The organism is Micromonospora sp. SD12 (assembly GCF_052068495.1).
Taxonomy (GTDB): domain Bacteria; phylum Actinomycetota; class Actinomycetes; order Mycobacteriales; family Micromonosporaceae; genus Micromonospora; species Micromonospora echinofusca.
In genome coordinates this window covers 289,046-302,518 of the sequence record NZ_JBQHDF010000003.1, presented here as the reverse complement: position 1 = coordinate 302,518, position 13,473 = coordinate 289,046, and the positions used below count along the sequence as shown (strand labels likewise).

The following is a 13,473-nucleotide window of genomic DNA, read 5'->3' as shown; positions in this document are numbered from 1 at the left end:
CGTCGGACCGGGCGGGGCGGGCGGGGCGGGCCGGCCGTGGGGGCCGGTGGGGGCGGGCCGGGCGGGCGAGCGGGGTCAGCCGCGGCGGACGACGATGTCGCCGAAGGAGGTCCGGGCGCTCACCCGCACGGCACCCTCGGGCTCGCCGGGCGGGTCGTACGCCTCGAGGTGGTTCTCCACCCGGCCGAACTGGGTGTGCAGGTCGAGCAGGGCGGCGGTGCCGGAGCGGACACCGACCTCGAGCCGACCGCTCTGCGTCCGGACCGTCACCGTGCCCGCCGAGACCTCGCCGATGCGGACGTCGCCGTTGACGGCGGTGGCGGTGACGGTGGCGTACGCGCAGTCGACGGCGATGTCGCCGTTGGCCGCCTTCACGCGCGCCTCGCCGGTGACGGTGCCCAACCAGCTGTCGCCGTTGCTGTTCTTGACCACCGCGTCGCCCTGGACCTCCTGCACCCGGATCCGGCCGGTGCCGGTGCTGATCCGGGCCTGGCCCGCGACGTGCTCCACCCGGACGGCGCCGGCGGAGGTGTCGAGCTCGACGTCGGCGGCGTGGTCCAGCTCGATGTCACCGGCGGCGGTGCGGACGCGGCAGCTGCCGAGGTGGCCGACGCCGTGGAACGTCGCCACGGAGGCGTCGCCGTGCAGGTGCGAGCCGGTCGGCAGATCGACCGTCACGTCGACCGAGCCGGGCTTGCCGAACAGGCCGAAGCCGCGCTGCCGCGGCGCTCTGACCGTCAGCCGGCCGTCGGCGTACTCGACGCGGGTCTGCTCCGCGGCGCGTACGTCGGCTTCGCTGGCGGCGTTGCTCGGGCGGATCTCGACGACGGTGTCGGTGCGGTCGGCGGCGGTGACGCGGACGTCACCGACGACCAGGTCGACGGTGGCCGTGATCGCGGCGGGGGTGTCGAAAGTGGGCACGACGCGGGTCCTTCCTGACGAGTGGGCGTCCCGGGCGGGGACGGGATGGCGGGCGGTGCGGCGGGTCAGCGGGCCCAGCCGGTGAAGCGTTCCCCGCCCCGGGGGGCGCGTCGCTGCGGTTGGCGGGCCGTGCCGGAGGCCGCCACGGCGGCGCTGGCCGCCCGGACGAGCCAGGCGTTGACCGAGAGGCCGTCGCGGGCGGCGGCCTCCTCGACGCGGCCCTTGAGGTGCTCGGAGAGGCGGAAGCTGATCCGGGAGGTGGCGCCCTCCTCGGCGTCCGCCGGGGGCGGGACGGCCGGCGCGGCGGCGTCCGGCTCGCCCGCGAAGTCGGGGCCGGTCGGCGGGGGCGTCACGACGAAGCTCGGCTCGCGTCCGCGCAGGCGCAGCTCGACCGAGCCGGGCGCCAGATCGCGGGTGATCTCCGCCGCCGCCGCGGCCAGCGCGTCCAGCAGCGCCAGCCGGAGCGCCGACTCGAGCGGCCCGGCCAGCCGCTCGGCCAGCGCCCGGGACTCCTCGCCGCCGAGTTCGGCGACGCCGGCCAACTCCTGCCGGAGGTTCTCGACATACGACGTCAGGTCCATGACGCCACTATGGCACCGTTGTGACGCCATGGCAAGTGGATATGGCTCCGCTGTGGCGTCACTGTGGCGACAGGTGGCGTCGGAATGGCGTACGCCGGCCTGAGCGGGTCGGTCCCGGGCGGGCAATAGGATGGGCGGTCACGGCGGAGGGAGCGGCGGCATGACGCGGGTACGACGCGACGGCGCAGGCTGCACCGCGGCGCCGGGAGGACGGCGGTGACCCCGCGCGGCTGGGCGGTGCTGTCGCTCGTCGCCCTGACCGTGGCCCTGGTGGTCACCGCCGCGCTGCTCATCCCGTGGCACCGGCCGCCGGCCCCCCGGGCCGACCAGCTCGCCGCGCTGGGCGACCTGCCCGCCGAGCAGGTGGCCCGCAGCCGGGAGTTCCGTTCCGCGCTGCGCCCCGCCGGCTGGGCCGCGATCGCGATCGGCCTGCTGGTGGCCCTGCTGCTCGGCCTGACCCCGCTGGGCAGCCGGCTCGTCGAGCTGGCCGGCCGCCCGTTCGGCGGCCACTGGGCCGCCCAGGCCGTCCTCGGCGGGCTCGCCGTGGTGCTCGTCGCCGACCTGGTGACCCTGCCGTTCGCCGCCTGGCGGCAGGCCGTGCTCACCCGCTACGGGCTGAGCACCAACGGTTGGAGCGGCTGGACGGTCGACCTGCTCAAGTCGTACGCGGTCAGCGCGGTGATCGGCGCGGTGGCACTGCTCGGCTTCTACACCGTCATCCGGCTGTCGCCGCGCTGGTGGTGGGCGTTCGGCGCGGCCGGCGCGGCCACCCTGGTGGTGCTGCTCTCCTTCGTGCTGCCGGTGCTGGTCGAGCCGGTGTTCAACCGGTTCACCCCGATGGAGCAGGGGCCGCTGCGCGCCCAACTCATGCAGATGGCGGCCCGCGACGGCGTCCCCGTACGCGACGTGCTGGTCGCTGACGCGTCGCGGCGCACCCGGGCGGTCAACGCGTACGTCTCGGGGCTCGGGCCGACGCGGCGCGTGGTGGTCTACGACACGCTGCTGCGCGAGGCGACGCCCGCCGAGGTGACCGCCGTGGTGGCCCACGAGCTGGGGCACGCCAAGGACCGGGACGTCGCCGTCGGCACGCTGACCGGGGCGCTGGGCGCCGCAGCCGCGGTGGTCGCGCTCTACCTGCTCGGCTCCTCCGGCCCGCTGCTGCGCCTGGCCGGCGTCGACTCGGTCGCCCAGCCACGCGCGTTCCCCCTGCTCGTCGCCCTGGTGACGGTGGCCGGCCTGGTCTCCGCCCCGGCACAGGCACTGATGTCGCGGCGGGTGGAGGCGCGCGCCGACGCGCACGCGCTCGCGCTGACCGGCGACCCGGCCGCCTTCGAGGCGATGCAGCGGCGGCTCGCCGGCATCAACCTCGCCGACCCCGACCCGCCCCGCTGGGAATACCTCTACTCCGCCACCCACCCGTCCACGGTCGAGCGGATGGCCGCCGCCCGCGCCCACGCCAGGGAGACCGGCCGATGAGCCGTACGCTGCTGATCACCAACGACTTCCCGCCGCGTCCCGGGGGGATCCAGTCCTTCGTGCACAACCTCGCGGTGCGCCAGCCCGCCGGGTCGGTGGTCGTCTACGCCTCGACGTGGCGCGGCGCGGAGAAGTTCGACGCCGACCAGCCGTTCGAGGTGGTCCGCGACCGCACCCGGGTGCTGCTGCCCACCCCCCGGGTCGCCCGCCGGGCGGCCCGCCTGGCGCGCGCGTACGACTGCGACACGGTGTGGTTCGGCGCGGCGGCCCCCCTCGGGCTGCTCGCCGCGGGCCTGCGCCGCCGCACGGGCATCCGCCGGGCGGTGGCGCAGACCCACGGGCACGAGGTCGGCTGGGCCGCGCTGCCGGCCGCCCGGGCGGCGCTGCGGCGGATCGGGCGCGGCGTCGACGTGACGACCTACCTGGGGGAGTACACCCGGGTGCGGCTGGAGCGGGCGCTGCACGGGGTGACCGAGCTGCACCGGCTCGCCCCGGGGGTGGACGTGGACGCCTACCACCCGTCGGTCGACGGCCAGGCGGTCCGGGTCCGGCTCGGGCTGGCCGACCGCCCGGTCGTGGTCTGCGTGTCCCGGCTGGTGCCGCGCAAGGGGCAGGACATGCTGATCCGGGCGATGCCCGAGATCCGCCGCCGGGTGCCCGACGCCGCGCTGCTCGTGGTCGGGGGCGGGCCCTACCGGGCCACCCTGGAGAAGCTGGCCCGCCAGGCGGGCGTCGAGCGGGACGTGGTCTTCACCGGCTCGGTGCCGTCGGCGGAGCTGCCGGCCCACTACGCCGCCGGCGACGTCTACGCCATGCCCTGCCGCACCCGCAACCGGGGCCTGGACGTCGAGGGGCTCGGGATCGTCTACCTGGAGGCATCCGCGACCGGCCTGCCCGTGGTGGCCGGCGACTCCGGCGGCGCGCCGGACGCCGTCCGCGAGGGCGAGACGGGCTTCGTGGTCCGGGGCCGCGACGTCGCCCAGCTCGCCGACCGGGTGGCCACGCTGCTCGCCGACCGGGACCTGGCCCGCCAGTTCGGCGCGGCCGGCCGCGCCTGGGTGGAGCGGGAGTGGCGCTGGGAGGCCCAGGCGCAGCGGATGGCCGCCCTGCTCGCCGGCTGACGGCCCCACGCCGCGGTCCCCGGCGACGACCGGCAGGGGCGGCGGTGCCGGGACGCGGGCGTCCGGTCAGCGCAGGCGGGCCAGGACGCGCTCGGCGGAGCCCGGGCGGCCGAAGTGCCAGCCCTGGGCGGCGTCGCAGTCGATCGCCCGTAGCCGCTCGGCCTGCCCGGCGGTCTCCACGCCCTCGGCCGTGACGGTCAGGTCCAGCGCGTGCGCGAGCGAGACGAGCGAGGCGAGGATCCGCTCGTCGGCCCGGGCCTCCGGCGCCCGCAGCCCGGCCACGAACTGCCCGGCCACCTTCAGCTCGGTCACCGGAAGGTCCCGCAGGTACGCCAGGTTGCAGTAGCCGGTGCCGAAGTCGTCGATGGCGATCCGTACGCCGAGGTCGGCGAGCGCCCGCAGCGCCCGGACCGGCTCCTCGGCGGTGCTCATCATGGTGCTCTCGGTGATCTCCAGCTGGAGCCGCTCCGGCGCCAGCCCGGTCTGCCGCAGCAGCGCGCGCACCTCCTGCACGAGGCCGGCGTGGCGTACCTGGCGCACGGCCAGGTTCACGCTGACGAACGGGGCCGGCCCGCCGTCGGCCGCCCAGCTCTCGGCCTGCCTGCACGCCTCGGCCAGCACCCACCCGCCGAGCGGGACGATCAGCCCGGTCTCCTCGGCCAGCCCGATGAAGCTGTCGGGCCGCAGGACGCCCAGCTCCGGGTGCCGCCAGCGCACCAGGGCCTCCATGCCGAGCACCCGGCCGTCGCGCAGCGAGGTCAGCGGCTGGAAGTCGAGGTAGAACTCGCCCCGCTCCAGCGCCGCGGGAATGGCGGCGGAGAGCGCGTACCGGGCCAGGTCCCGGCGGTCCCGGTCGGCGTCGTAGAGCGCCCAGCGGGCGCCACCGGCGGCCTTCGCCCAGTGCAGCGTGCTGTCGGCGGCCCGCATCAGGTCGCCGGGGGAGGTGCCGGCGACCTCCCGCTCGACGATGCCGATGCTCGCCGAGACGCTCAGCTCGTGCCCGTCCACCAGCACCGGCTCGCGTACGGCCGCGAGCGCGGCCTCGGCCACGGCGACCACGTCGTCGGTGCCGGCGGTGTCCTCGACCAGGACGACGAACTCGTCCCCGCCGAGCCGGGCGACCAGGTGCCCGTCGAGGGCCCGGCGGAGCCGCTCGGCCATGGCGACCAGCAGCCCGTCGCCGACCTGGTGCCCGTGCGAGTCGTTGACCACCTTGAAGCGGTCGAGGTCGAGGAAGCAGACACCCAGGCGCGCCGAGCCCCGAACGGGCGAGTCGATGGCCGCGCTGAGGCGCTCGGTCAGCAGCGTGCGGTTGGGCAGGTCGGTCAGCGGATCGTGGGTGGCCTGGTGGCGGAAGCGCGCCTCGCTGCTGCGCAGCGCCCGTTCCGCCTCCGCCCGGGCGGTCATCGCGGCCCGGCGGATCGTCTCCTGCTCGTCCAACGTCCGGTCGCGCAGCGCGCGGGCGTATCCGGTGGTGACGGCCGCGAGCAGCCGGGCCAGCCGGTCCTCGACCTCCTCGCCGACCAGCCCGAGGTCGCGGGCCAGCCGGAGCTGGACGACCTCGACCGTACGACCCAGCGCCTCGGCCGAGGCGATGTGGGCGGCCACCAGCTCGGTGCCCACCCGGTGCCCCACCCGCAGGTCGATCGGCTCGGCCAGCAGGGCCGCCGCGAGCTGCTCGGTGAGGCGTTGCAGCAGCGCCTCGAGCTGGGCCAGGGTCATCGGCAGGTAGCTGGTGCCGGAGACCGCCTTGGCCCACGCCCGGGCGAAGGTCCCCGGGCGGGACGGGCGCCGGACGGCGGTGCCGTTCGGGGCGACGGTGACCGCCCCGGGAGGCTCACCCACCGAGCCGCCCGACGCCGCCGATGAAGGCCGCCCGCTCTGCGTCCTCGGCGCTGTCGGGGGACTCCGGGCGCCACTGCGGCACCCAGACCACGCCCGGGTCGACCAGCTCGAAGCCGTCGAAGAGGGTGGTCAGCTCGCCGCGGCTGCGGATCCACAGCGGATTGTCGGTGCGCCGGTAGACCCGCTCGGCGTCGGCCCGCTCGTCGTCGCGACGGCCGTCGCCGCTGGCCTGCGACAGCACCAGGTAGCTGCCCGGCGCCAGGGCCTCGCGCAGCGTCCGGAGCAGTTCGGCCGGCCGGTCGTCGTCCGACACGAAGTGCAGCACCGCCACGATCATCACGGCGATCGGCTGGTCGAAGTCGAGCAGCCGGCGGACGTCGGGGTGCCCGACGATGCGCTCGGGGTGGCGCAGGTCCTCCTGCACCACCACTGCGCGGTCGTTGCCCTCCAGGATCTCCCGGCTGTGGGCCACCGCCACGGGGTCGACGTCGACGTAGACCACCCGGGCGTCGGGGGCCTCGCGCTGGGCGATCTCGTGCACGTTGCCGACGGTCGGGATGCCCGAGCCGACGTCCAGGAACTGCCGGACGCCCGCGTCGAGCAGGAACTGCACCGCGCGGCGCAGGAACGCCCGGTTCGCCTGCGCCATCAGCGGGGCCTCCGGCACCGCCGCCACCATCGCCTGGGCCGCCGCCCGGTCGACCGCGAAGTTGTGCGAGCCGCCGAGGTAGTAGTCGTACATGCGGGCCACGCTGGGGCGCTCGATGTCGATCTCGTCGGGTGCCCAGTCCGGCCGCTGCATGCGATCACCCCTCCTGTCGGCGTGCGGAACACCGTTGCCCGCGCCGGTATTCTGCCGGCTGACCGCCCGGGAGACCATAGCGCGCCGCGAACCCTTCGACGCCGTCGCTCGATGCGACGACGACGGGCCCGCGCCGCACGTCGGCGGTCGCGGACCCGTCGGTGGTACGCCCCCGGGCTCCCGGGGCGGCGGTCAGAACTTCGGTGCGTCGGGAGCCTCGAGCAGCCCGAGCCGCAGCGCGGTCATCAGCGCCTGGGCCCGGTTGGCCGCGCCCAGCTTCTCGTAGAGCTTCGAGATGTGCGTCTTGGCGGTGGACTCGCTGACGAAGAGCTGCTTGGCGATGCCCGCCACGCTCATCCCGTCGGCGAGCAGCCGCAGCACCTGACCCTCGCGGGGGGAGAGCTGCGGCCCGGACGGCGCCAGCCGGCGCTTCATCGCCTCGGCCAGGTCGGCGGCCGTGAAGGCGCTGGGGGAGGAGGCGGCGTGCCGGGCGGCGGCGACCACCTCGTCGGCCGGCGCGGTCTTCGGCACGAAGGCGCTGGCCCCGGCCTCCAGGGCGCCGAAGAGCTGGTCGTCGCCCGCGTACATGGTGAGCACGACGATGCCCATCGACGCGCTGGACTTGCGCAGCGCCCGGGTGGCCTCCAGGCCGCTGCCGTCGGGCAGTCGCAGGTCCATGATCACCACATCGGGCTGCAACGCACCGGCCTGGCGTACGCCCTCCGCCGCCGTGGCGGCCTCCCCGACGACCTCGAACTGCCGGTCGCGCTCGAACGCGTGCCGCAGGCCCTTGCGGATCAGGTCGTGGTCGTCGACAAGGAGGACCTTGGTACGGGTGGCCGGTGTCGGACTTGTGGTCATCCTCGGGTTACTCCCCTTCTGCAACGGCTGCGCTACCGCGCACGTTATCGCGCCGGGGCGACGAGCCGAGCACCACCGCGACGGTCGTGCCGCTCGGTTGCCGCGGCCTGATCTCCAACCGGCCCCGGATACGTTCCGCCCTCTCGGCCATGATCGCAAGACCGTAGTGCCCGTCGGACCGCTGGTCAGCGATCCCCTGACCGTCATCCGACACTTCGATCTGCGCGTACGGCGGATCGACCTCGCAGGTGACCCAGAGATTCGACGCGCCCGCGTGCTTGCGCGCGTTGGTGACCGCCTCCTGGGCGATGCGCAGCAACTCGGCCTCGGTGGCGGCGGGCAGCCGGGCGGTGGACTCGTCCAGGGACAGGTGCACCCGCAGCCCGCCCGAGGCGCCGACGGTACGGGCGTACTCGGCGATGGCGGCGGCCAGGCCGCCGTGCCGGTCCACCTCGCTGCGCAGTTCGAAGAGGCTCAGCCGCAGCTCGGTGATCACCCGGGTCACCTCGCCGCGCAGCGTACGCAGCGCCTCGGCGGTCTCCTTCGGGTCCTCGTCGACGTACGCCAGGGCGTTGTCGATGCCGTAGCCGACCATCACCAGTTCCTGCGCCACCCCGTCGTGGATCTCCCGGGCCAGCCGCTGCCGCTCCTCGTTGGTGGCCAGCGAGCGGACCTCGTCGAAGAGCAGCGCCGCCTCCAGCCGCAGCGCGGCGGGCCGGGTCAGCCCGGTCACCCGGGACACCACGCCGGGCGGGTACGCCTGCGCCGCGTCCGCCTCCAGCACCACCAGCCCGACGGTGCGCACGCCCGCCACCAGCGGCACGATCAGGGCGGAGACGTCGCCGCCGCGGTGCGAGCGGGCCTGCGAGCGGGCGGCGGTGTGCGGCTGCTGGCTGGCCCACGCGTCGGCGATGGCCGAGTCCGCGTCCAGCGTCGTCTCCCAGTCGACCCGTTCCACGCCGACCTGGGCGAGCACCACCAGCCGGCCGCCGCCGCTGGCCGACAGCACGGCCGCCCGGTCCGCCCGGGCCACGGCGCGCAGCTCCTCCAGCAGGTGCTCGGAGATGCCGCCCGGGTCGAGGGTGGCCCCGGGCAGCTGCCGGGCCACCGTGCGCAGCTGGGTGAGCAGCCGGGTCGCCTCGGCGTACGGCTGGGGCTTGCCCTCGTTGCGGACCTGCATGACCCGGTGCAGGCCGCTGGCGGCGGCGAGGCCGAGCCCGGCCAGGATCAGCCACTGGGCGCAGACCACCAGGTAGCCGAGCTCGCCGATCTGCCGGCCGCCGTCGACCTTGGTGAGGGCGCCGGCCACCAGCAGGGTCGCCGTGGCGACGGCCAGCAGGCCGACGCCCTCGCGGAACCGGCGGCGCAGCGCGGTGACGGTCACCGGGACCGCCAGGTATGGCAGCACCGCCGAGGCGCCCAGCCCGCCACCGTCCCCGCCGACGGTGGCCACGGCGGCGACCTGGCTGGCGGCCAGTCCCAGCACCAGCACCTCGGCCACCCGGCTGAGCGGGCCGACCGGCCGGTGCTCGGGGGCCAGCAGGGCGGGCAGTCCGGCGGCGGCCAGCAGCGCGATCCACCAGAGCTGGCCGGGATCGTTCGTGGCGTACAGGGTCAGGACGGCGACGAGCGCCAGCATGACCACGCGCGCGGCGGCGGCGAGGGGATGCGGCTGGGGGGGCGTCGAGGCGGGCACGTGACGGATGGTAGTCAGCCCCGGTAGATGTCGGCGATCTCCGCCGCGTACGACTTGTGTACGACCTGCCGCTTGACCTTCAGCGAGGGGGTCAGCTCGCCGGTCGCCTCGGTGAAGTCGTGGGGCAGGATCCGGAACACCTTGATCGCCTCGGCCTTGGAGACCCCCTGGTTGGCGGTGTCGACGGCGCCCTGGATCTCGGCGCGCAGCCCCTCGTGGTCGCGCAGCTTCTCGACGGGGGTGTCCTCGGGCAGGCCGGCCGAGGCGAGCCAGCGCGGCAGCGCCTCCTCGTCGATGGTGACCAGCGCGGCGATGAAGGGCGCCCGGTCGCCGACCACCACGCACTGGCTGACCAGCGGGTGGGCCCGGACCTGGTCCTCCAGCACGGCCGGGGCGACGTTCTTGCCGCCGGCCGTCACGATGATCTCCTTCTTGCGGCCGGTGATGCTCAGGAAGCCCTCGTCGTCGAGCTGGCCCAGGTCGCCGGTGCGGAACCAGCCGTCCGCGCTGAGCGCCTCGGCGGTCGCCTCCTCGTTGCGCCAGTAGCCCTGGAAGATCAGGTCGCCGGCGATCAGGATCTCGCCGTCGTCCTCGATGCGGATGGTGACCCCGGGCAGCGGGCGGCCGACGGAGCCGATCCGGGTGGCGCCGGGCAGGTTCGCGGCGGCGGCGGGGGAGGTCTCGGTCAGGCCGTAGCCCTCGCACACGTTCACGCCGATACCGCGGAAGAAGTGGCCGAGCCGGGCGCCGAGCGGGGCGCCGCCGGAGATGGCGTCGCGGCACCGGCCGCCGAGCGCCGCCCGCAGCTTGCGGTAGACGAGCTTGTCGAACAGCGCGTGCTGGGTGCGCAGCGCCAGGCCCGGGCCGCCGGAGGTCTCCAGCGCCTCGCTGTACGCGATGGCGACCTGCTCCGCGCGGGCGAAGATCCTGCCCTTGCCGTCGGCCTCGGCCTTCTGCTTGGCGCCGTTGTAGACCTTCTCGAACACCCGGGGGACCGAGAGCACGAAGGTGGGGCGGAACTCCTGCAACTCGCCGACGAGGTTCTTGGGGTCCGCGCAGTGCCGCATGGTGGCCCGCGCCTGCACCACGCCGATCTGGATGAGCCGGGCGAAGGCGTGCGCCAGCGGGAGGAAGAGCAGGGTCGAGGCGCCCGGGCGGAACAGGTTCGGCAGCACCGGCACCGCGTTGGCGATGTCGGCGTACATGTTGCGGTGGGTCAGCACGCAGCCCTTGGGGCGGCCGGTGGTGCCGCTGGTGTAGATGATCGTGGCGACGTCGTCGGCGCGCAGCGCGGCCCGCCGCCGGTCGATCTCCGCCGGGTCGACGGCCGCGCCGGAGCGGACCAGCTCGTCCACGGCGTCGAGGTCGATCTGCCAGACGTGGCGCAGGTCGGGCAGGCGGTCCCGGACGCCGGCGACCAGGGTGGCGTGCGCGTTGCTCTCCACCACGCAGCCCACCGCGCCGGAGTCGGACAGGATCCAGGCGGCCTGGTCGGCGCTGGACGTCTCGTAGATCGGCACGGTGACCGCGCCGGCCGCCCAGATCGCGTAGTCCAGCAGGGTCCACTCGTAGCGGGTGCGGCTCATCAGGCCCACCCGGTCGCCGGGCTGGACGCCGGCGGCGACCAGGCCCCTGGCCGCCGCCACGACCTCGTCGCGGAACTGGCGGCAGGTGACGTCGGCCCAGGCGCCCGCCGTGCCGCTGGGGCGGACGAACTGGACCGCGTCCGGGGCGACCTCGGCGTTGTCCCAGACCGGGTCGGTGAGGTTGGCCGAGTCGCCGACGGTGACGATCGGCGGGACGGAGAACTCGCGCACCTGCACTCCCTCGTGCTCACACTGGCCGGGCCGGCCGCCACCACGGGTCGGCTCTGTCGAAACCTACCCGGCCCGGCGGCCGGGACGAAAAGGCAGGTCGCCCAGCCTGCCCGTGGGCCACCGCCGCAGGCCGGCCGCGGCGTGCCGGGGGGCGGCGCGGCGTGGGCGCCGCCGGTGCCGGGTAGCCTCCCTGCATGGCGGACACCTCCACCCAGTCGATCGTCGTCGGCGCGTCACCGGAGCGGGTGGCGGCCGTCATCTGCGACTTCCCGAGCTACCCGGAGTGGACCGAGGCGGTGCGCCGGGTCGAGGTGGTCGAGGAGTACGAGGACGGCTACGCCAGCCAGGTCCGGTTCACCATCGACGCCGGGGTGATGGCCGACGAGTACGTGCTGGCCTACGAGTACGCCGAGGACCTCTCCCGCATCGAGTGGCACCTGGTGGCGCCCTCGAAGATGCAGAAGTTCCAGCGCGGCTCGTACGACCTGGACGGCAACCCGGACGGCAGCACCACGGTGACCTACACGCTGGAGGTCGAGCTCTCCGTCGGGATGCTCGGCATGTTCCGCCGCAAGGCCGAAAAGATGATCATGGACACGGCGTTGAAGCAGCTCAAGCGCCGGGTAGAAGCACCCGGTGCGGCGCAGTAACGCGTTCCGCGGCAGGGTAGGGGAGCCGACCATGGGTGCAACGGATCCGGGTTCGGCCCGGGAAGAGGCCGAACGTCTGGTCGCCACGGCGCTGGCCGCCGCCAGGCTGGCCGCGGCCGGTGCGAAGGGCGGCCAGTGGGGTCCGCTCGGTGGGATCATGTCGAGTGTCCTCGGTCACAGCGGCAGCCCGGGCGGGTCGGCCGGGACGCCCCCGGGCGGGTTCGCCACCGGCGCGGCCGAATGCTGCGTCTGTCCGGTCTGCCGGGGCATCTCCGCCCTGCGCGACCCGAGTCCCGAGTTCGCCGAGCGCCTCGCCACCGGCGCGGGCGACCTGGCCGCCGGCGTGGCCAGCCTGCTGCGGGCCTTCGCCCCGTCCGAGCCCGCCGCCGACGCTCCCGCCGGGCCTGCTGCGACCCCGGGTCCGGGTGGCGGGGACGACCACGTGTGGCGCGAGGCCACCCGGAGCGGGCATGATTCTCAGCCGGCACCGGAGCGGGACGTCTGGTCCGCCGCCACGCGGGCGGAGGACGCGGCCGCCCCGGCCGTCGTACCGCCCGTCGACGTCGCCGGGCAGGCCGCCACGGCGACCGTCCGGACGTCCACCGACGGGCCCGTGGTCCCCGCGTCCCGGGCACCCGGGGACGAGGGCGAGCGATCCCCGGGCGACGGGGCCTGACCACCGCACATCCCGACCACGCGCCGGTCGACCGCCGGCGCCGGTGCGGGCAGCACAGCAGAGGGGAGTGGCAGCGGTGACGCTGACCATCGGAGTCGACGTCGGTGGCACGAAGGTGGCCGGTGGTGTCGTGGACGCCGCCGGCACGGTCCTCGTGCAGGCCCGACGGGACACCCCCGCCGACGACGTCGCCAAGACCCGCGACGTCATCATCGAACTCGTCCGCGAACTGGCCTCCGGGCACCCGGTCGAGGCCGTCGGCATCGGCGCGGCCGGCTGGATCGACGCCAGCCGCTCGACCGTGCTGTTCGCCCCGAACCTGGCGTGGCGCGACGAGCCGCTGCGCGACTACGTCAGCGCCGCGACCGGTCTGCCGGTGATCGTCGAGAACGACGGCAACGTGGCGGCCTGGGCGGAGTTCCGCCACGGCGCCGCCCGCGACGCCGACGACTCGATGGTCATGTTCACCATCGGCACCGGCGTCGGCGGCGGCATCGTGCTCAACGGGGAACTGCTGCGCGGCGCCAACGGCATCGCCGCCGAGCTGGGCCACATGCTGACGGTGCCGGACGGCCACCAGTGCGGCTGCGGCCGGCTCGGCTGCATCGAGCAGTACGCCAGCGGCAGCGCCCTGGTGCGCTTCGCCCGCGCCGCCGCCCGGCAGGAGCCACACCGGGCCACGGGCCTGCTGGAGCTGGCCGGTGGAGAGGCCGAGGCGGTCACCGGACCCATGGTCACCGCCGCCGCGCAGGCCGGCGACCCGGTCTCCACCGAGGCGTTCGCGCAGGTCGGGCGCTGGCTCGGCACCAGCCTCGCCGACATGGCGCAGATCCTCGACCCGCAGGTGCTCGTGGTCGGCGGTGGGGTGATCGACGCCGGGGACCTGCTGCTCGGCCCGACCCGCCGCTCGTTCGCCGACGCCCTCGCCCAGCGCAGCCGCCTGCCGGTCGCCGAGATCCGCCCGGCCGAGCTGGGCAACACTGCCGGCGTCATCGGCGCCGCCGACCTGTCCCGTCGGATCTGAGGC

The 13,473-nt window shown here is 75.3% G+C and carries 12 protein-coding genes; 5 read left to right on the top strand and 7 right to left on the bottom strand.

Going from position 1 to position 13,473, the window contains the following annotated elements; all coding sequences use genetic code 11:
* Nucleotides 1–75: 75 nt before the first annotated feature.
* Both ACTMS2_RS08335 and ACTMS2_RS08330 read right to left on the bottom strand, forming a co-directional pair.
* Complete coding sequence (locus tag ACTMS2_RS08335) at nt 76–921, bottom strand: DUF4097 family beta strand repeat-containing protein (protein ID WP_441174893.1); 846 nt, start codon at nt 919–921, stop codon at nt 76–78.
* Nucleotides 922–986: 65 nt separating this feature from the next.
* Nucleotides 987–1,502 carry a hypothetical protein gene (locus tag ACTMS2_RS08330; protein ID WP_441174892.1) on the bottom strand — a complete coding sequence of 172 codons (516 nt, stop codon included), beginning with the start codon at nt 1,500–1,502 and terminating at the stop codon, nt 987–989.
* 216 nt (nt 1,503–1,718) lie between these two features.
* Between ACTMS2_RS08330 and ACTMS2_RS08325 the strand changes: the two genes are divergently transcribed.
* Both ACTMS2_RS08325 and ACTMS2_RS08320 read left to right on the top strand, forming a co-directional pair.
* Entirely contained in the window at nt 1,719–2,978 is a 1,260-nt protein-coding gene (locus ACTMS2_RS08325; RefSeq protein WP_441174891.1) for a M48 family metallopeptidase, read from the top strand.
* Nucleotides 2,975–4,099 carry a glycosyltransferase family 4 protein gene (locus ACTMS2_RS08320; protein WP_088999182.1) on the top strand — a complete coding sequence of 375 codons (1,125 nt, stop codon included), beginning with the start codon at nt 2,975–2,977 and terminating at the stop codon, nt 4,097–4,099. The genes ACTMS2_RS08325 and ACTMS2_RS08320 overlap by 4 nt, the downstream gene beginning before the upstream one ends.
* Before the next feature lie 66 nt (nt 4,100–4,165).
* Here the strand turns inward: ACTMS2_RS08320 and ACTMS2_RS08315 are convergent, their stop codons facing one another.
* The 5 genes from ACTMS2_RS08315 to ACTMS2_RS08295 form a co-directional block, all read right to left on the bottom strand.
* Nucleotides 4,166–5,821, bottom strand: coding sequence for a putative bifunctional diguanylate cyclase/phosphodiesterase (locus ACTMS2_RS08315; RefSeq protein ID WP_441175140.1), 1,656 nt, complete (start codon nt 5,819–5,821; stop codon nt 4,166–4,168).
* Nucleotides 5,822–5,936: 115 nt separating this feature from the next.
* A complete protein-coding gene (locus ACTMS2_RS08310; protein WP_441174890.1) occupies nt 5,937–6,746 on the bottom strand; it encodes an SAM-dependent methyltransferase in 810 nt (269 codons plus the stop codon).
* 192 nt (nt 6,747–6,938) lie between these two features.
* Nucleotides 6,939–7,607, bottom strand: coding sequence for a response regulator transcription factor (locus ACTMS2_RS08305; RefSeq protein WP_007072219.1), 669 nt, complete (start codon nt 7,605–7,607; stop codon nt 6,939–6,941).
* A 7-nt stretch (nt 7,608–7,614) separates the two neighbouring features.
* Nucleotides 7,615–9,303: a GAF domain-containing sensor histidine kinase gene (locus ACTMS2_RS08300; RefSeq protein ID WP_441174889.1), complete on the bottom strand. Its 1,689-nt coding sequence runs from the start codon at nt 9,301–9,303 to the stop codon at nt 7,615–7,617.
* A 14-nt stretch (nt 9,304–9,317) separates the two neighbouring features.
* On the bottom strand, nt 9,318–11,120 hold the full coding sequence (locus ACTMS2_RS08295; RefSeq protein WP_441174888.1) for an AMP-dependent synthetase/ligase: 1,803 nt from the start codon (nt 11,118–11,120) through the stop codon (nt 9,318–9,320).
* A 194-nt stretch (nt 11,121–11,314) separates the two neighbouring features.
* Here ACTMS2_RS08295 and ACTMS2_RS08290 point away from each other — a divergent pair, with 194 nt between their 5' ends.
* The 3 genes from ACTMS2_RS08290 (at nt 11,315) to ACTMS2_RS08280 (ending at nt 13,470) form a co-directional block, all read left to right on the top strand.
* Nucleotides 11,315–11,770, top strand: a complete 456-nt coding sequence (locus ACTMS2_RS08290; RefSeq protein WP_441174887.1) for an SRPBCC family protein — start codon at nt 11,315–11,317, stop codon at nt 11,768–11,770.
* A 31-nt stretch (nt 11,771–11,801) separates the two neighbouring features.
* A complete protein-coding gene (locus ACTMS2_RS08285) occupies nt 11,802–12,446 on the top strand; it encodes a hypothetical protein (RefSeq protein ID WP_441174886.1) in 645 nt (214 codons plus the stop codon).
* 76 nt (nt 12,447–12,522) lie between these two features.
* Nucleotides 12,523–13,470, top strand: coding sequence for an ROK family glucokinase (locus ACTMS2_RS08280; protein WP_363622144.1), 948 nt, complete (start codon nt 12,523–12,525; stop codon nt 13,468–13,470).
* Nucleotides 13,471–13,473: the final 3 nt, after the last annotated feature.